This is a genomic window from Vibrio sp. J1-1, assembly GCF_021728395.1.
Taxonomy (GTDB): domain Bacteria; phylum Pseudomonadota; class Gammaproteobacteria; order Enterobacterales; family Vibrionaceae; genus Vibrio.
This window is the reverse complement of sequence record NZ_JAKKCM010000003.1, coordinates 299158-317761: the sequence shown is the minus strand read 5'-3', so window position 1 is coordinate 317761 and position 18604 is coordinate 299158. Positions and strand designations below refer to the sequence as shown.

At 44.9% G+C, this 18604-nt stretch carries 11 protein-coding genes; 4 read left to right on the top strand and 7 right to left on the bottom strand.

Translation table 11 applies throughout. The annotated features are described in order from the left end of the window. Positions 1-186: 186 nt before the first annotated feature. The 4 genes from L3V31_RS06310 to hemL all read right to left on the bottom strand — a co-directional run bounded on the left by L3V31_RS06310 (position 187) and on the right by hemL (position 7785). Positions 187-3573 carry a response regulator gene (locus tag L3V31_RS06310; protein ID WP_237315267.1) on the bottom strand — a complete coding sequence of 1129 codons (3387 nt, stop codon included), beginning with the start codon at positions 3571-3573 and terminating at the stop codon, positions 187-189. A gap of 226 nt (positions 3574-3799) precedes the next feature. After that, on the bottom strand, positions 3800-4825 hold the full coding sequence (rsmC, locus tag L3V31_RS06305; protein WP_237315266.1) for a 16S rRNA (guanine(1207)-N(2))-methyltransferase RsmC: 1026 nt from the start codon (positions 4823-4825) through the stop codon (positions 3800-3802). Positions 4826-4901: 76 nt separating this feature from the next. Next, positions 4902-5987 carry an AI-2E family transporter gene (locus L3V31_RS06300; RefSeq protein ID WP_237315265.1) on the bottom strand — a complete coding sequence of 362 codons (1086 nt, stop codon included), beginning with the start codon at positions 5985-5987 and terminating at the stop codon, positions 4902-4904. 502 nt (positions 5988-6489) lie between these two features. After that, positions 6490-7785 (bottom strand): glutamate-1-semialdehyde 2,1-aminomutase, encoded by a 1296-nt coding sequence (gene hemL, locus L3V31_RS06295; protein WP_237315264.1) that lies wholly within the window; start codon positions 7783-7785, stop codon positions 6490-6492. 241 nt (positions 7786-8026) lie between these two features. Between hemL and erpA the strand changes: the two genes are divergently transcribed. From erpA to L3V31_RS06280, 3 genes are all read left to right on the top strand, one after another. After that, positions 8027-8368, top strand: a complete 342-nt coding sequence (gene erpA, locus L3V31_RS06290; RefSeq protein WP_014232903.1) for an iron-sulfur cluster insertion protein ErpA — start codon at positions 8027-8029, stop codon at positions 8366-8368. Between the two features lie 203 nt (positions 8369-8571). Beyond that, on the top strand, positions 8572-9654 hold the full coding sequence (locus tag L3V31_RS06285; RefSeq protein WP_237315263.1) for an efflux RND transporter periplasmic adaptor subunit: 1083 nt from the start codon (positions 8572-8574) through the stop codon (positions 9652-9654). Positions 9655-9665: 11 nt separating this feature from the next. Beyond that, positions 9666-12782, top strand: coding sequence for an efflux RND transporter permease subunit (locus L3V31_RS06280; protein ID WP_237315262.1), 3117 nt, complete (start codon positions 9666-9668; stop codon positions 12780-12782). 26 nt (positions 12783-12808) lie between these two features. On the opposite strand, the gene L3V31_RS06275 is transcribed toward L3V31_RS06280, so the two are convergent. Further along, positions 12809-14098, bottom strand: coding sequence for a peptidoglycan DD-metalloendopeptidase family protein (locus tag L3V31_RS06275; RefSeq protein WP_237315398.1), 1290 nt, complete (start codon positions 14096-14098; stop codon positions 12809-12811). A gap of 129 nt (positions 14099-14227) precedes the next feature. Between L3V31_RS06275 and tyrS the strand changes: the two genes are divergently transcribed. Continuing rightward, positions 14228-15415 (top strand): tyrosine--tRNA ligase, encoded by a 1188-nt coding sequence (gene tyrS / locus L3V31_RS06270; protein ID WP_237315261.1) that lies wholly within the window; start codon positions 14228-14230, stop codon positions 15413-15415. A gap of 71 nt (positions 15416-15486) precedes the next feature. On the opposite strand, the gene dacB is transcribed toward tyrS, so the two are convergent. Both dacB and L3V31_RS06260 read right to left on the bottom strand, forming a co-directional pair. Next, positions 15487-16908, bottom strand: coding sequence for a serine-type D-Ala-D-Ala carboxypeptidase (gene dacB, locus L3V31_RS06265; RefSeq protein WP_237315260.1), 1422 nt, complete (start codon positions 16906-16908; stop codon positions 15487-15489). Between the two features lie 194 nt (positions 16909-17102). Then, positions 17103-18119 (bottom strand): porin, encoded by a 1017-nt coding sequence (locus L3V31_RS06260; protein ID WP_237315259.1) that lies wholly within the window; start codon positions 18117-18119, stop codon positions 17103-17105. Positions 18120-18604: the final 485 nt, after the last annotated feature.

Sequence of the window (18604 nt, the reverse complement as noted above, 5' to 3'; positions counted from 1 at the left end):
TTCCTACCTTGATGATTTGAAGTATTGCTTCGCTAATGAGATAGGTTACAGGCCACTAAAACCCTGCTTAGCTTTGAGTTGAAATGAAGCGATAGAACGTTCGACTTTACTTGGATATAAAAAGCCCCCAATAATCTGTATCGAATTATTAGGGGCTGTGAAACGGAGCGTTATTACCTAGTGTTTCTAGCTGGTAAGTAACTTTTGCAATTTATCGCGCTGTGCTTCAATGTAAGCACGCTCCGGACTTTGTTCTTTACAATGCTCAAGGATGAACTCGATAGAGCTTAAAACTGTTCTCCAGCGCGGAGTTTTAGGTAAGGTTTCAATGCGCATGTATTTATCTAGAGTACGGGTTTGTAGCGTACTTCTATCTAGGTAGACACGCCAAAGGCCACTTTGCTCGGCAAAGGTAAACTTACTTTCGCCAGTCACAGACTCCCAGTATTCCAAAGCATGAGTCATCGCCTCGACCAGTACTTCACGCATCACTTCCTGCTTGTCTTTTTGATTACCTAACGCTTTATCTGCCAGTCGAGTGAACTCGCCTCCAAGTTCTTTAAGCTTCTGTAGCTGCTCTTTGTCGCCGTCAAACGCATAGCGAGAAAGCACTTCTACTGCCGTTTCCAGATTGTGAGTACGGGCTGTATTTACGCCACCGCCAACATTGAATATGTACATAACGTCTAGGCCAGAACCTTCAGGGAGCTTGAGAATATCGGCTTCAATATTTTGGCGAATGTCCTCTATATAAATATCAATTTTCCCGCAATAGTGTGGTTGCTTAACGGTCAGAAATTTTGGAGCAATAAGTTCGTCAGCTGAAGAACGTTTAATTTGCTCTAAGCTACGCTTAAAGAGCTTACATGCAGCTTCGTTGGCAAATCGAATGCGCTGATCTTCGCGTAAGCAGATGATGGCCTCAGGAGCGGATTCAAGTTGTTCTAGCAAACGACCCTGAGTTTCAAGTAAGCTCGCTTCAACTTCAGCTCTTTGACGAAGTTCCGACTCAAGTATCTTATTCTCAATATGACGCATCTCTGCTTTGCTTGCGGTTAAATGAGCTTTAATTCTGGCTGCAAGCTCTTGTTTGTTAAAAGGCTTCGACAAATAATCGTTTGCTCCCGCTTCAAAACCTCTAACACGGTCTTCGGTTTGACTTAATGCTGTTAGCATAATGATTGGCAGCTCAGCATGATCATAGGTTTGACGCAGTTCACTACATACTTGATAGCCACTCATTCCTGGCATCATGATATCGAGCAGTAACAGTTCCGGCTTTTCTTGTTCGACAAGAGCTAAAGTTTCTGGGCCATCAGAAACGGTTCGTACACGGTAGCCTTCTAAGCGTAAAAAGCTTTCAAGTACTCGCAGGTTGACTGGTTCGTCGTCTGCTACATAAAGCAATGGGCCATCCGGGTTCTCTGGCAGCGATAGGTCATCGGTGTTGTCCAAGTTGATTTCAGGCGCCTGGAAATGCCCGCAGGCAGTCAGTGTCTGCGTGGCCAGAATCTCTTCTTCACTGGCGAGAGGTAAAGTGAAGCTGAATGTGGTCCCTACCATTGGTTGGCTACTTACGTATAACGAACCTCCCATTAGCTCAATCAACTGGCGGCTGATTGATAAGCCTAATCCAGCACCTTGACGATAGCGACTTTCATCCTGTCCAGCCTGAATTAAAGGTTCAAAGATGTGTTCAAGGTGTTCTGCAGGAATACCTTGTCCGGTATCGACCACTTGAACGCGGACTAGATCGTCAACAACTCCTGCTGAAATAACGATTTTACCTTCAGATGTGTACTTAATTGCGTTACCTATCAGGTTGTAAAGCACCTGTTCAAGTCGTTGCGGATCTGCTGATACTGCTTTGAGATCATTAGGTACCTGGTTGATGATTCGGATGGTCTTGTTGCCAAGTAAATGACTGGACAATTCCAGAACCAGTCGGGTTGAACTCGCTAGACTGACCGCCGACTTTTGGATATCCATGCTACCGTAACGCATTTTATGGTAGTCCAGTAAGTCGTCGACTAGGTTAGCCAAACGCTGGCCACTTTTGATGATAATATCAAGCTGATACTTCTGGTTTGCCGGAATCGTACCGTTGGCTCCGGATATCAAGGACTCGGCAATACCAACCATACCGTGTAAAGGAGTACGCAGTTCATGAGAGGTCGTTGCCAGAAACTCATCTTTTAGCTTGTCTGCGAGTTGTAATTCGTCATTTTGTTTTTGAATCAAACGGATGTTGCTTTCCAGCTCTTCATTTTGCGTCTTGATCGTCTGAATTTTTTCACGAATGGAACGTTGCATACGCTCAAAACTGATGGCTAAGCGACCAATTTCGTCTTTTCTGACGGTATCAAATGTTGTCTCGTCCAAGTCGCCTGCTGATACTCGCTCTGCTGCCCAGGTTAGCTTGAGCAGTGGCGAGGTAATAAAATTCGATAAATAGTGCGAGGCAATCACAACCAATATGATCGCCGTGAGCATCGCAATAACGAAGAGTTTTTCCAACCGGTGAATACGAGAAAAGGCGTCTTTCTCTGGTAATTGCACGACCAACGCCCAGTTCACGCCACGAGTCTTAACTGGTGCATAGGCGGCGATAATCGCTTCATCGAGCCCGTTTGTATAAGTGCCTACGTTTGTTTGACCAGAAAGCGCCTGACTGATGACTTCCATACTGTTTTGGATATCACCTAGTTTGGTGTTGATTGTACGAGGTTGTTGATCGCCTCCGACTAACAGTGTCTCAATCGGTGACTCGCGGTTTTTGTCTGCTACTAATTTAGTGATGCCGTTGTTTGACAACCGGAACATGGCATAGCTGTGTAGATATCCTTGTTGAACGATAGGAGCACCAAGCCAGGCAACTTGCTTGCCATTTTCCAGTTCAAAGTCAGAGATAAGGATTGGAGTGTAGTCTTCGTTCACTTTACGGCGCTCACTGACATCGTCGGCCAAACGCTGAAACGCTTTACCTAGCGCGGAATCTTTATAGCGACCAGTGAGAAGATTCGTACCGTAATTATCATCTTTGTTAATTGAGTAAGTAACGTTGCCGTTAATATCGATTAACAATATGTCATTGAATTCAGAGCGTTTAAGAAGTTCTAAATACGCCCAATGATAGCGTTTGTGTAGCAGGCGATAGCGCTCACTGCCTACATAGTTAGATGACTCTGGCAATATTGACGTTTTTATCTGATCGCCACTGCCTTGTATGTAACGTTGCTGTGCATTTTGCCGTGACTCTTCAATGTCATTGCCTAAGCGACTGAATGCATTAACTAAACCATAGAAGCGTCCACCGCTGGCATAGGCTAACTCCGAACGGACAAAGCCCATCACTTCGGTTTCGCGTGCTTCAAAGTAATCAACAATCTGCTGCTGTTTGGTATCTCTAACTGACAAAAGGTGTGACGTGCTCTGTTCTTGCAGATCTTGACTGTGTGACTGCAGGAAAAAAAACGCGGTAATGGTTAGAGGCGTAAGGCTGAGGACAAGAAACGCAGTCATCAGCGTGCTTTGTAGACGCTTAAACTTCTGTTTTTTGTAGAATTTGAACATGGATAAGATTGCAACTCATAAAGGGCAGCAAAAAAATATTTATTGCTGCCAAGGTTCTCGTTAAAAACGGTTAAGGCGTTAAATTCGATAGAAATAACAAAATTAACGAGTTTTTTTTCTTTGACAAGAAAGTTGATTGCAAAGCGTGCAGAGTCACGCAGTTTTTCTTATGTGTGATGAATTTTTAGCAGGAAATCGCGCAGATTGTCGCCTGCGCGGAGGAGGGTTACGGTTTTTTAGCGTAATAAATTGAGAATTTTTTCGTCTTATTTAGCGTCACGCAATTATTGAAAGCACTTTCAATAATTGGCGGGTACTTCAGAAAACTGTTCGCCACGATAACCATTTCCCCCTGCTTTTGAAGGTATCTTGGTGCATCACCAAGTAAGCTTTCTGCTGCATTGTAATTCGTATCCAGACCACTATGGAAAGGCGGATTACTGATGATAAATCGGTAGTCGTTTGCCGTATCTGAATAAATGTCAGAAGCAAATACTTTACCTTTTAATTCATTAGCTTGCAGTGTTGCTTGGCTGGAGGTGATTGCGTAGGCATTGATATCGCACATCTCAATTTCTATTTCAGGGTTGGCTTTCGCCATAAATGCGCCAAGCACTCCTGCGCCACAACCAAAATCGAGCACTTTACCGGACAATGGCGGTAATGTTTCCAGCAACAACTGGCTACCTAGATCGAATTCGCCATGGCTGAATACCCCAGGCAAGCTTTTAACCAGCAGTGTTTGGTCTCCTAAGCTGACAGTGTAGGACTTAAACCAGTCGAGCTGATTAAATGGCGCGGGTTCATTTACACACTGCCCCCAGTAAAAAGAGCAGCGACGTGCTGAGTCGTATTTATTGATCGGACCGTAGTCTTTGAACATCTTTTCGATACTTTTGATACCGGATCGATTCTCACCAACCACAACGATTTCAGTATCGACGCCAAGTTTCGCCATGAGCATAGCGAGTAAATATTCAGCTTCAGCTTTGGCTTTTGGCCAGTAAAGTAAAACCATGTCTGCTTGGGTATCTATGTCAAACTCTGAGCCAAAGTGGCTTTTGATTTTGTTAGATGTACGAATTTGGCGGTAATAGCTGTAGTTAGAAGTAAAAACTTCCACAGATTCACAGTGGGAGGTCAGCTCTACAGGGAACAGATCTTCAACTTCACCCGCGACTAAAACATGCTTTCCTTGGAAGTATTCCAGTTGGCGTTGTGCTATTTGACTTGGAGCGATATAAGCAGACATAAACTTGGTTCATCAGAAATAATTAGGGCCAGATTTTCTCACAATCTGGCCCAAGCTTGAAGTGATTAACGATTGACTAGCTGTTGTCTTGTTGATTTAGGAAGTCTTGAAACTCTTCTTCATAAATATTAAATAGCACCATGGTGATGGCAAAAATCAGCGGTCCATAAATCAGACCGATTAAACCAAACAGGTGCAAGCCCCCTAATAGTGAGAAGAAAATCATTAAGGTATTCATTCCCGCACTGCCTTGCATCAGTAATGGACGCAACAAGTTATCAATTGAGCCGACAATAACCACACTCCATGCGGTTAGGAATATTGCCCAAGTGGTGTCACCCGTTAGGAAAAGGTAAGCCGCAGCTGGTATCCAAATTAAAGCAGTACCCACGACAGGAATGAATGAGGCAAAGCCCATGATTGTGCCCCAGAATAGCCCCGGGAAACCTGCTAGCCACATACCAATCCCACCCGCCATACCTTGTGCAATGGCGGTAAGAAATGATCCCATTACGGCTGACTTTGATACCTGCTCAATTTCGCTCAGGATTCTGTCTTCCTGGCTGCGTGAGAGGGGAAGAATGTGTCGAATGGCAGAAATTATTTTGTCGTGATCACGCAACAAAAAGAACAGGACAAACAACATAAGGAAGAAGTCCATTAAGAAGCTTGTCGCATCACCGAGTATTTTTGCGCTGATGGTGACCAAGTTTGAGCCAAATGATGTGGCGAACTGGGCAATTTTTTCCGCAATGGCTTTGGGCTCAACTTTATCGAAAGGTAAGTACTCATTAACTAATGCTAATGCCTTGACCACTAAAGGGTGTTGGAAAATATCCTGAATACCGCCATTCGTTACCCATTTATAGGTGTTTTGCGAAAACAAGGAGCCTTGCTGAACGATAGCTGCAAAAACAAACAGCAGAGGAATCACAATAATAAAGGTCAGTACTACACAAGACAGTAACGAAGACGTGTTCTTATGATTAGGCATTTTTTGCTCAAACCATTCGTGTACAGGGAACATGAGTAATGAAATGATGAATGCCATTACGATCGAGTTGATGTAAGGTTCGACTAATAAGTAGCAAGCAAAAGCAGCGGCGAGTAGAGCGATCATTAGGACGCGATGACTCGACGTGATCTTCAGATTGTTTGGCATAAGATAAGTCCAAATTACGGATGACATTGACGGTTTCTAGCTTATAACACGGGCTTTGAACCTTTATTACGGCATGCACTACCGATCTTATAATACCGTGGAATTAGAGCCTAGTAGCATACCTTGTTATAATGACGACAAATCAGTCGGTTATCAATCAGGAGATCTAAAATGGGTTGTTGCAATGGTGACAAGTCGTGTCATAACGAGAAAAAAGCCAAGCGCACTCCTTGGTTAGGTATAGTGGTTGGTGTATTCGTTATCTTAGTTATTTTGAATTGGCGATAATACCAATCGTAGTAAATAACTGCTCATTCTAGCTGGTTAATATGCTTGATAACTTTGTTAAAAATTTTGATTGTAGAGTAACTACTTATCGAAAAATTTTGCCTTGTTCTCAAGCATTTTTTCTACGCTATTTCTGAACACTTATTTACTGTGATGGGTATAAAAAAGGACCGAGAAGGTCCTTTTTAAATTGGTTGTTACTGTCTCGGCAAGATTATTGCGCTTCAGCAGCCAGTGTCGCAAAACAGCGGTCCGCCGCTTCTAGCGTGGCATCGATTTCTTTGCTGCCGTGAGCCAGAGATGTGAAGCTTGCTTCAAATGCTGAAGGCGCAAGGTAAACACCATGGTCCAGCATCAGGTGGAAGAAACGCTTGAAGCGCTCAACGTCACATTTTGTCACGTCTTCGTAGCAGGTTACGCTATCTTGGTCAGTGAAGAAGAAGCCGAACATGCCACCCACTTGGTTTACTACTAGTGGAATACCATGCTTTTCTGCCAGAGATTTAAAGCCATCCGCTAGCTGCTTAGTTTTTTCAGCCAGACGTTTTTCATTGCCTTCTTCTTTCAGAATATTCAAACAGGCAAAACCTGCCGCCATCGCTACTGGGTTACCAGATAGAGTACCCGCTTGGTATACAGGACCTGTTGGAGCGACATATTGCATTACTTCTTTACGGCCACCGAAAGCACCAACTGGCATACCGCCACCGATCACTTTACCTAATGTTGTCAGGTCTGGTTTGATGCTGTAGTACGCTTGAGCGCCGCCAAGTGCGACACGGAAGCCTGTCATTACTTCATCAAAAATCAGTAGAGCACCTTCTTGGTCACAGATTTCACGCAGGCCTTCATGGAAGCCTTCTACTGGCGGGATACAGTTCATGTTGCCTGCTACAGGCTCGACGATGATACAAGCAATTTCCCCTTTATTTGCAGCAAATAGTTCACGAACTGAATCCAGATCGTTAAATGTTGCTGTTAGGGTATGTTTAGCAAAGTCTGCAGGCACACCTGGAGAACTTGGTTGGCCAAGTGTCAACGCACCAGAGCCTGCTTTTACAAGTAAGCTGTCGGCGTGGCCATGGTAACAACCTTCGAACTTCATGATTTTGTCGCGGCCAGTGAAACCACGCGCAAGGCGAATCGCACTCATGGTTGCTTCGGTACCAGAGCTAACCATACGGAGTTGTTCCATCGATGGCACAAGTTGAGAAACCAGCTCAGCCATTGAAATTTCCAGTTCTGTAGGCGCACCAAAACTTAGGCCGCGTTGTGCAGCGCCGATTACCGCTTCGCGAATCACTGCATGGTTGTGACCAAGGATCATTGGCCCCCAAGAACCGACGTAATCAATATACGCCTTACCATCGGCATCAAAAATCAGAGCACCGTCTGCTCGTTCGATAAATAGCGGAGAACCGCCTACGCCGTTGAATGCACGAACAGGTGAATTTACACCGCCTGGAATGGTTTTCTGGGCTTTGTCATACAGTTCTGATGATTTGGTCATGGGGTTATCCTCTTTTGATTGCTCGGACCAAGTGGTGCGCATTGTACCTAGCTATAATCAACTTAGAAACGTTTTGCTTAATTTATGTGTTGTTTCGCAATGTAATATTAACTATCCAATATAAAGAATCAGCGGTGAATACTTGAACGAGTTGGTCAGGTATTAGATAATCGTACCCAATAAGCACAAATTGACGTCTTGCTTCAGGCTCGACGCATTACACGAGTGAGAGAGGTTTTTCGTGAGCGAAGTAAACGTACCATTATCATTTTCTGATGCTGCTGCATCTCGCGTTAAAGCGCTGATTGCAGAGGAAGAAAACCCAGCATTGAAATTACGCGTATACATTACCGGTGGTGGCTGTAGCGGTTTCCAATACGGCTTCACTTTTGATGAGAATGTGAATGACGGTGACACAACCATCGTAAACAGTGGTGTTACACTGGTTGTTGACCCTATGAGTTTACAATATCTTATCGGCGGCATTGTGGATTACACTGAGGGCTTAGAGGGAGCGCGCTTCTTCGTTAACAACCCGAATGCAACAACTACTTGTGGCTGTGGTGCATCATTCAGCGTTTAATCTCTGATAAGTTATTCATAAGGCTGCATTTTTGCAGCCTTTGTTTTATTTACTGATAAATTTCCTGAAATTGCGACCTAGTTAAGAATCCAAGCCGCTATTATTTTCTTTTAAGAAGTTAATTCGTATCATAAATTATTCGACTAAGATTGATTTGTATATTGAATTAATTCTCGCATCATTGCTTATTGCAAGAGATTATTATGGCTAGTTTCTCATTCACGCGATTTTTCGCTGAACGACCTTATATCGTGTCGTTGTTCATCATTTTATTGATCTCTACTTGGTTAGGGCTTGGCGCACTACAAGCCGACGACTTGCCACCACAGAGTTCATCGCAAGATATTCCTCTGGCAAAAGTCTCCTACCAAACTTTTACCGCGCAAAATACCTATAAAACGATCGAACTGTACGGTCGCACCGCGCCAGACAGACAGGCGAATCTAGGTGCAGAAATTGCCGGTAAAATCATTGCACTCAAGGTTGAAAAAGGTCAGTCGGTTAAGCAAGGACAAGCGATAGCGCAAATTGATAAAGGCGATCTCGATATCCAACTGGAGCGCGCGCGTTCACTGCTTAAAGTACGTGAAAAGGAATTCAACGCGGCCCAGTCGTTAAAGAATAAAGGCCTGCAAGGGGAGGTCGCGTTCAGTAATGCAGAAGCTTCTTTGGTGGAAGCAAGAGCTCAAGTAACAAACGCTAAGATTGCGTTGAGAAACACTAATGTAACCGCCCCCTTCAGCGGTATTATCGATCATCTATTTATCGAAACGGGCGATTTTGTCGGTATTGGCGATCCGGTTGCGACCATTATTGACCTAGCCAACCTAGTGATTGAGGCGGATGTCAGTGAGCGCCATATTCAGGAGTTGTCGTTAAATCAACCTGCAAAAGTCAAGTTTATCTCTGGTGAAATGGTGGAAGGCACGGTGAACTATATTTCACGGGTCTCCTCGCCAGCAACCAACACTTTCCCGATTGAAATCCTATTACCAAACCCTCAACAGTTGATTCCTGCTGGGATCAGCACCGAGGTTGATTTAAACCTCAAACAACAACCAGCGATCAAGTTAACCCCAGCAATGCTTGCACTCGATGAGGCGGGCAATTTAGGTGTAAAAACCATAGAAAATCAAAGGGTAAAGTTCATCCCTATTCAATTAGTTAAAGCAGAGCAGGACGGTGTTTGGCTAACTGGGCTGGGGGAGCAAGTCGACATTATCACTACTGGTCAGGGCTTTGTGCGTGATGGTGATGAAGTAATTGCCGTTAAGCAAGAATTGTAAGTGGGGACGATATGTTAAGTTTGATCGACGCCGCTTTATCACGCACACGCACCATGATGGTGTTGCTGGTCTTTGTTCTGATTTCTGGCGTACTAACCTATTTGACGATTCCGAAAGAATCGAGTCCAGATATCACGATCCCAATTATCTATGTATCTGTAAGTCACCAAGGTATCTCACCTGCCGATGCTGAGCGTTTGCTCGTTCGCCCTATAGAACAAGAACTGCGCTCTATCGAAGGGGTCAAAGAGATGACCGCAACGGCATCTGAAGGGCACGCGTCGGTAGTGCTGGAGTTCAGCGTTGGCGTCGATCTTGACCGAGCCATGGCTGAAGTCCGTGATGCGGTTGACTTGGCAAAGCCTAAATTGCCAGCCGATAGTGATGAACCTACCGTCAATGAAGTCACTTTAGCTTCTGAGGAGCCGGCTTTATCGGTGGTGCTTTACGGAACCGTGCCGGAGAGAACCATCGTACATCTTGCACGCCAATTAAGAGACAAGTTGGAGAGCTATAAACAGATCTTGGAAGTGGATATTGCTGGTGACCGAGAAGATATCGTTGAGATCATCGTCGATCCGTTGTTGATGGAAAGCTATGGTCTGGATCAGGCGAATATCTACAACTTGATCGCATTAAACAACCGAGTGGTGGCTGCGGGGTTTGTTGATACTGGTTACGGCCGATTTTCCGTCAAAGTGCCGTCGGTGTTTGAGTCGCTAAAAGATGTGCTTGAATTGCCAGTTAAAGTCGATGGCAAGCAAGTCATTACCTTTGGTGATGTAGCGACGATAAGACGTGCATTCCGTGACCCAGAGAGTTATGCACGTTTGGATGGTAAGTCTGCGATTGTCCTCGATGTGAAAAAGCGTGCGGGCGAAAACATCATCGAGACGGTAGCGTTGATCAAAGCGGTGATGACCGAAGCGCAAAATCAAGAACAATGGCCGGATAACCTACTGGTGAAATACACCAGGGACCAGTCAGATGACGTCAAGATGATGCTCAACGACCTGCAGAACAACATCTTGTCGGCAATCATTTTGGTCGTCATTGTGATTATTGCGATTCTCGGTGTTCGCACTGCAGTGCTGGTCGGTATTTCGATTCCTGGCTCATTCCTTACTGGCTTGCTGGTGCTGGCTGTGTTTGGCCTGACAGTGAACATTATTGTCTTATTCTCGCTGATCATGGCGGTTGGTATGTTGGTTGATGGGGCGATTGTGGTCACCGAGTTTGCCGATCGGCGTATGCAAGAAGGAGTGCCGCGCAAAGAAGCGTATCGCGATGCTGCAAAGCGTATGGCTTGGCCGATCACGGCTTCGACGGCGACGACGTTGGCTGCCTTTGCTCCACTATTATTCTGGCCGGATGTTACTGGCGAGTTTATGAAGTATCTTCCGCTGACATTGATCGCGACGTTGGCCGCTTCGTTGGCGATGGCGCTGTTATTCGTGCCTGTGCTAGGTAGTCTGATCGGTAAACCTCAAAACGTCTCGCCTATCCAACACGAGAAAATGCTTGCTCTACATGAAGGCGATTATGACAAAGCTACGGGTATCACTAAGCTGTATTACCAAACGCTGAATGTGGCGCTGCGTCATCCGTTAAAGATTTTTCTGAGTGCAATCTTACTCTCGGTTGGCGTCGGCTTTACTTACGTTAAAGCGGGACTAGGTGCGGAGTTTTTCCCCGAAGTAGACCCACCATTTTTTACCGTTAAAGTGCGTTCCTACGGCGATTTATCTATCGATGAGAAAGACCGAATCATGCGTAATGTTGAATCGGTGATGTTGGGGCATGACGAGTTTGAAAGCGTCTATACCAAAACTGGTGGTGATGATGAGATTGGTTTAATCCAGATCACACCTGTGGATTGGCAGTATCGTCGTAAGGTGAAAACCATTATTGATGAACTAAAACAAACCACAGACCAGTATGCTGGAGTGGAAATAGAGTACAAGTTTCCGGAAGCGGGTCCACCAACCGAGCACGACTTGGTAATTGAAATGTCTGGTTCAACGCTCATTGGGCTAGATGAGGGAGCTAAAATCGTTCGTCATTGGGCGGATGCTTACCCAGCCTTTACCAATATCAGTGATAACTCGAGCAAAGACGGTATCGACTGGCAGATCGATATTCGCCGTGACGATGCCGCCCGCTTCTTAGCAGACGCCACGCTGGTTGGTAACACAGTGCAGTTTGTTACCAACGGCTTAAAACTGGGGGAGTATCTGCCGGATGACTCGTCTGAGGAAGTCGATATATTAGTGCGCTACCCAGAGGATAAGCGTGATATTGGCCGCTTTGATCAGTTGCGGGTTAAAACCGCTGCTGGACTGGTTCCGATCACCAATTTCGCCAGCATTATTCCTGAACATAAACAGGACACGATCCGTCGTGTTGATGGGCACAGAGTGATCAGCGTGTTTGCGGATATTAGAGAAGGTTATAATCTAGCGCTTGAACTGCCGAAAGTAGAAGAAGCGCTGAAAGGTTTAGCCTTGCCTGAGGGAGTCGAGTTTAAAATCCGAGGTCAAAACGAAGAGCAGGAAAACTCCTCTGCGTTCTTATTCAACGCATTTATCGTGGCGCTGGTTGGTATGGCGTTGATCTTAATCACCCAGTTTAACAGCTTCTACCAAGCGTTTCTTATTCTAAGTGCGGTATTGTTTTCGACGGTTGGTGTTTTTGCGGGCTTGTTGATATTCCAGAAACCTTTCGGTGTGATTATGTCGGGTATCGGCGTGATTGCATTAGCGGGAATTGTAGTGAACAACAACATCGTCTTAATTGATACGTACAATCAGCTACGCAAACGCGGGTTGGATAAGCGTGATGCGATCCTAAGAACAGGTGTGCAGCGTCTACGCCCGGTATTACTTACTACGATCACGACGATTCTTGGCCTGCTGCCAATGGTGCTGGAGATGAACATCGATTTGATTAATCAGAAAATAGAATTCGGTGCGCCAAGCACCCAGTGGTGGTCTCAGTTAGCAACCGCTGTTTCAGGTGGGCTTGCTTTTGCTACATTGCTGACGTTGGTGTTAACTCCCTGCCTACTTATGTTGGGGAGAGAGCATTTATCTGATGAGGTGATTGGATCAGAGAAAGAGGTGATATAAATCGCCTCTTTCTCTGTTCGAGCTGCTTACTTCATGGTTAAAAGCTCGCTGTATCGGTCGAGCTTAGCCATGTTGATTTTCGCATTCGCTAAGAAGGTTTGTCTTGCTTGCCCAGTTAACGATTTTGATTGAGGTAAATTAACCGTGCGCGGGTTTTTGTGCACGCCGTTAACTAGGAACTCGTAGTGAAGGTGAGGGCCTGTTACTCGGCCTGTACCACCTAATGTACCAATAGTTTGGCCTTGTTTAACGCGTTGACCAGTTTTAACGGTACGTTTGGTTAGGTGTAAATACTTCGTAATGTAGGTATTACTGTGTTTGATGAACACATAGTTACCATTAAATTTGTTGTATGACGACTTTTGTACGACACCATCACCGGCAGCCCAAATAGGCGTACCTACGGGGGCGGCATAATCCGTGCCTCGGTGAGGGCGAACTTTGCCGGTGACAGGATGCAGACGGCGAGGGTTGAAGTTCGAGCTTACACGACGGAAATCCAGAGGCGCGCGTAAAAATGCTTTCTTCATTGCTCGACCATTTTCATCGTAATACTTACCCGATTTTTCATCCAGAATCGCAGTGAAGGTATCCCCCTGGTTTTTGAAAACGGCGGCGATAATTTTCCCGCGTCCAATCACTTCCCCTTCGACAACCTCTTCCTGATACAGCACTTTGAACGTGTCGTTCTTACGAATATCTAACGCAAAGTCGATATCCCAGCCAAAAATACCGGCTAACTCCATTATTTGGTTCGCGTTTAAGCCCGAAGAAATGCCCGCATTCCAGAAGTTAGATTTTATGGTTGCTTCGGCAAAGTTGTATTGATAATCGACCTCTTTTTTATCGATTTCAGAAACGTACTTGCCATTTTGTAGCTTAATTCGGAAGGTTTCGAAAGCACTCAATGTTCGTCGTAATTGAACTAAGTTGTTGTTTTCATCAAAACCGAATTGCAGCCTGTCACCTGGTCGAAGGCGTGTTAATTGCTTTTCCACTTCTTTGTCTGAGGAAACCAGCTCATGCAGAACACGCGCAGATAAACCGACTCGACTAAAGAGAATGGCCGCACTTTCACCATTTTTAACTTTGTAGGTCTCCCAGCGTAAAATCGAAGAGGTGGAAGAGGTCCTGTTTAATGTCGTCAATTCCAAAGAAATTGGCACAGGATAAGATTGCCCTACTTTTAAGCGGCTTTGCTGTGGGTTAAGTTCTTGCGGATCGGGTAAAAAGAACAGTGCGAAGATGATCAGCGCACTAAAAAAACCGATCAATACTTTGTGCAAGAGTGGAAGTCGGACAAAAATCGAATGCATGACGTACTTGTTTGCTAAATTAAACATAAAAAATGACAACTACCTAGTCTAACGTGTTTCAAAATGCATCGCTATTCAAGTAATATGTCCAGCTATTATATTTTGCCAAATCTGTGGGAGTGAACAAGAATGGCGAGCATTGAAGCTGCACTAGCCGAGATTAAGCGCGGTGTTGAAGAGCTGATTCCAGAAGAAGAGCTGATCGCAAAACTAAAAGAAGGTCGTCCTCTACGTATTAAGTTGGGCGCGGATCCAACGGCACCTGACATCCACCTGGGCCATACGGTTATTTTCAATAAGCTTCGCTTGTTCCAAGAGTTAGGCCATGAAGTGACGTTCCTGATTGGTGACTTTACTGCAATGGTTGGTGACCCGACAGGTAAAAACTCAACTCGTCCACCACTTAGCCGTGAAGACGTACTGCGTAATGCAGAAACGTACAAAGAGCAGGTGTTTAAGATTCTAGACCCAGCAAAAACCAAGATTCAATTTAACTCAGAGTGGTTATCTGAGCTTGGTGCTGAAGGCATGATTCGTCTAGCAGCCAACCAAACGGTTGCTCGAATGCTAGAACGCGATGATTTTAAAAAGCGTTACACAGGTGGTCAGCCAATCGCTATTCACGAGTTCATGTACCCATTACTGCAAGGTTGGGACTCAGTGGCAATGGAAACAGATGTTGAGCTTGGCGGTACCGACCAGAAGTTCAACTTGCTAATGGGCCGCGAGCTACAAAAATCTCACGGTCAGAAGCCTCAGGTCGTACTGATGATGCCTCTTCTTGTAGGTCTGGACGGCGAGAAGAAGATGTCTAAGTCTGCAAACAACTACATTGGTATCAGTGAAGCGCCAAGCGAGATGTTTGGTAAGATTATGTCGATCTCTGATGACTTGATGTGGAGTTACTACGAACTTCTGTCTTTCCGTCCGCTGGAAGAGATTGCCCAGTTCAAGGCCGATGTTGATGCAGGCAAGAACCCTCGCGACATCAAAGTGCTACTGGCGAAAGAAATTATTGCACGTTTCCACAGTGAAGCGGACGCTGATGCTGCGGAGCAAGAGTTTGTTAACCGTTTTGCTAAGAACCAAATCCCTGATGAAATGCCAGAATTTGAGTTCGAAGCAGGTCGTCCGGTAAGTAACCTACTAAAAGAAGCGGGTTTATGTCCATCATCTTCAGATGCGATGCGTATGGTCAAACAGGGCGCGGCTAAGATTGACGGTGAGAAAGTGGCAGACAGCAAATTCACACCAGAAGCAGGCACTTACGTATTCCAAGTTGGTAAACGTAAATTCGCTCGTATTACGATTCAGTAATGATTAACTGAGCAAAATGAAAGCGCCGAATAGGGCGCTTTTTTTGTTTAGCAGTGACTAACGGTGTCAAACTACTTTTTAGGCATCGCCTGACTAAAGTTCACCACATCGTTATAAAACAATTTCTCAAAGCTTGTAATCGGGGCGACAGCTGGTTTGCCACCCTCTTGTTTCTCTGGGAAGTAATCAGAGACAAACTGAACAAAGATGGTATTCGGTTTGCCATTTTTATCCAGCCCATATCCCGCCATATTATAAGTCCCGTATAAAGATCCACTTTTGGCAATCAGTTGTCCTTTAATCGGTGCATTACGCATGCTTTGTCGATATTGAAGCGTACCCGATTCCCCTGACTTTGGCATAATTGCAATAAGGTTGAGATGTTTCTCATTCTTCCAGATGTAGCGCAGTATCTCTGCCATTTTGGTTGCGGATATTCGATTGTTTCTCGACAGCCCAGACCCATCCTCCAGGCGTGCTTGTCGAATGTCGACCCCCGTATTCGCGAAGATGATTTGTTTTATGGCTTCTGTGCCATTGGCGAAACTGCCGGGTTGAACAAAAAATTTCGCACCAAGCGTTTTCGTCAGCGTATCGGCGATCAGGTTATCAGAACGTTTTAGCATCTGATCCAGCAAAACAGGCAATGGCTGAGATTGATGCAGTGCGAATAGTTTACGCTGTTTCTTAGGGGCAGAACCTACCTTTATTCTGCCTTTAAGTTCAATATTGAGTTGAGCAAGCAGCGTTGCGATCTTTTTGCTGGTATACATTTCAGGATCTTGGACCGCGAACTTAAGAGGTAACGGTTTTTCTCTCGCGACGAGGCAACCATTTAGCTCATAGCGATTGTCTGGATTAGGTAGAAGATCTAACTCACAGTGCCGACTTTTCTGAACCGCACGTGTTACCGTCTCTACCGAGCTTTTTACATGGATCGGTTGATGTTCGGGGACAAACACCCGAGTTCCGCCATCTTTCTGTGTGTAAATGGACGCTTGCACACAGTTTTTATTCAGTGTGATGGCGGACGCCGGAGCGCTATAACACACACCAAGAATATCCCATGGCCAACCGACAGCGCGGTTATAACCAGTAAACACGCTGTTATCGAGCCACAAGTCGCCGTCAATGCGTTTTAAGCCATTCTTTTTAGCTAGGGTAAGAAGATCTTCTAAATCTTTCGTCAGCAGTGTTGGGTCACCAACAAAAGTGATCACTGCATCTGATTTAGAGGCTTCAAGCTTAGTACGAAATTTAAAGTTATCACCCAGCTCCAACTTGGCTGCTAAAGCGGTTACTATCTTTAGCGTACTTGCTGGTGGAAATAGTTGCTCTGTTGGGTGAATACCGGAAAGTTCTGCATTATCAGTGAGCTTTTCAGCAACCAGACTTATCCGTGCGCCTTCAGGCAGCAGCTCCTGATGTGGGTATGCTTGCGTTGCTAATGGGCTGAGCAGGGAAAGGAAAAATAGGGACCAACGTATACGCATAGAGATACTTTCTAACGTGAGTTATGTAGTTGAGTATACCCAAGTTCCCCCAAGATGCTAGGTGGAGGATAAATGGTTTTCTCACCAATTATTAATGAGACCATAATAAGGAAATGAAGAGTACGACTTGTTAACTGAGGATAAAAAATGCCCGCAAGATGCGGGCACTTAGTATTCACGTCTAAAGACAGGAATTAGAAGTCGTAACGTAGACCTAGAGCTAGTTCGTCTTCTGCATCGATCTTAGTCGCTGGGCCATTAGCTTTAGTTGAGCCTAAGGTGTCACCCGCATCGATTAGGTTAAAGTTGTACGAAACGTAACCACGGAAGTTAGGCTTGAAGTAGTAAGAAGCATCAATCGCGATGTTGTCTGCAGAAGTTTCGTCGTTTGTCTCTGCGTTGTTGTACGTTGTTGTGAATACAGTTTGACCTACAGTGTAAGCACCTGCTAGTTCGTAACCTGTGTAGTCAACAGTACCAGCAAAGTCATCAGTCATCTTCTCACCGTCAGTGAATACACCAGCGAAGTATAGATCACCCATAGTGTAAGATGCTGCTAGCATGTATTCGTTAGCTTCGTCTTGATCTGCGTAACCAGCACCTAGCTCAAGGCCAGTGTCTGCTAGACCGTAGATTGCAGATAGAGAGTAACCATCTTGGTCATTGTCTGAGTAGTGACCATTTTGCTCTACACGGTCTGCGAAGCGGTAGCTTGCTTTCACGCTTAGGTTATCGAATTGACCTTTGTAAGACATCATGTTGTCTGAACGGTCAGCTACTGCTAGTTTGTCAGCTGCTGAGTTACCGTGGTATGCCATGATATCTGTGAAATCTGTAATAACGCCTAGTGCACCTTCGTTTTTACCGTAAGTGAACTCACCCCATGCGCCGCCAAGACCAGCGTAAGCGTAACGAGTGTCTAGAGAGTCTTCACCGCTGATGTCTTTGCCATCTTCGTCAAAGTCCGCTGTAGTGAACTCACCTTCCCAGAAGCCAACGCCGTATAGTTTGTCGCTGATTTCTTGTTTGCCAAGGAAGTTTAGACGGATGCGAGAGTTGTCTTGAGCGTCGCCATCTTTCATAGATAGACGAGCTTCGGCGCGGCCACCCATTTCTAGAGAAGTGCCATCTTGGTTGTAAAGTTCAGCTGCGTTTACGCCAGTTGCCATTGCTGCTGCAGATACAGAAAGAGCAATTAGAGTCTTTTTCATCTTATTTGTCCTAGTTAGCTGTCCATAATTCATTGTTGTATGGGGGAGAGTTTTTCTCTCTGAAGCTATTGGTCTCAAAGAAGTGCCAGGTACACGAAGACATCGCGCTGGTAAGTCTTTGATCAAACAACTTGCTGGAGACGTTTTACAGCTAAAGTTTCATTGTCAGTTAGTAAAATGATATAAATTTGGGTAATGAACGCTGTTCGATTGTTTTTGTGTTCTATATATGATTATGATATTTAAATGCTTTTTGTTTTTGTCTAATTATTGTGAATTGATTAGATTTTATGTTTTTTGAGGTTTTTTCTTTAATGGGCAGTGTTGTTTTTCAATAAATTACAACAATAATTAAGCTAAACAGTGACAAGCATCATTATGCGTGAGTTGCATAGCGATACTTGATATCGAATTAGGGTGATTTCGCCCCTGAGTTTGTTTAAACTAGATAAAACACATCTTCAAACGCACTCCCCAGTCAACTG

Coding starts and splice junctions, on each gene's coding strand:
- L3V31_RS06280 (WP_237315262.1), top strand. CDS start 9,666: ATGTTAAGTTTGATCGACGCCGCTTTATCACGCACACGCACCATGATG.
- L3V31_RS06300 (WP_237315265.1), bottom strand. CDS start 5,987: ATGCCAAACAATCTGAAGATCACGTCGAGTCATCGCGTCCTAATGATC.
- hemL (WP_237315264.1), bottom strand. CDS start 7,785: ATGACCAAATCATCAGAACTGTATGACAAAGCCCAGAAAACCATTCCA.
- L3V31_RS06260 (WP_237315259.1), bottom strand. CDS start 18,119: ATGAAAAAGACTCTAATTGCTCTTTCTGTATCTGCAGCAGCAATGGCA.
- L3V31_RS06285 (WP_237315263.1), top strand. CDS start 8,572: ATGGCTAGTTTCTCATTCACGCGATTTTTCGCTGAACGACCTTATATC.
- tyrS (WP_237315261.1), top strand. CDS start 14,228: ATGGCGAGCATTGAAGCTGCACTAGCCGAGATTAAGCGCGGTGTTGAA.
- rsmC (WP_237315266.1), bottom strand. CDS start 4,825: ATGTCTGCTTATATCGCTCCAAGTCAAATAGCACAACGCCAACTGGAA.
- L3V31_RS06310 (WP_237315267.1), bottom strand. CDS start 3,573: ATGTTCAAATTCTACAAAAAACAGAAGTTTAAGCGTCTACAAAGCACG.
- dacB (WP_237315260.1), bottom strand. CDS start 16,908: ATGCGTATACGTTGGTCCCTATTTTTCCTTTCCCTGCTCAGCCCATTA.
- L3V31_RS06275 (WP_237315398.1), bottom strand. CDS start 14,098: ATGCATTCGATTTTTGTCCGACTTCCACTCTTGCACAAAGTATTGATC.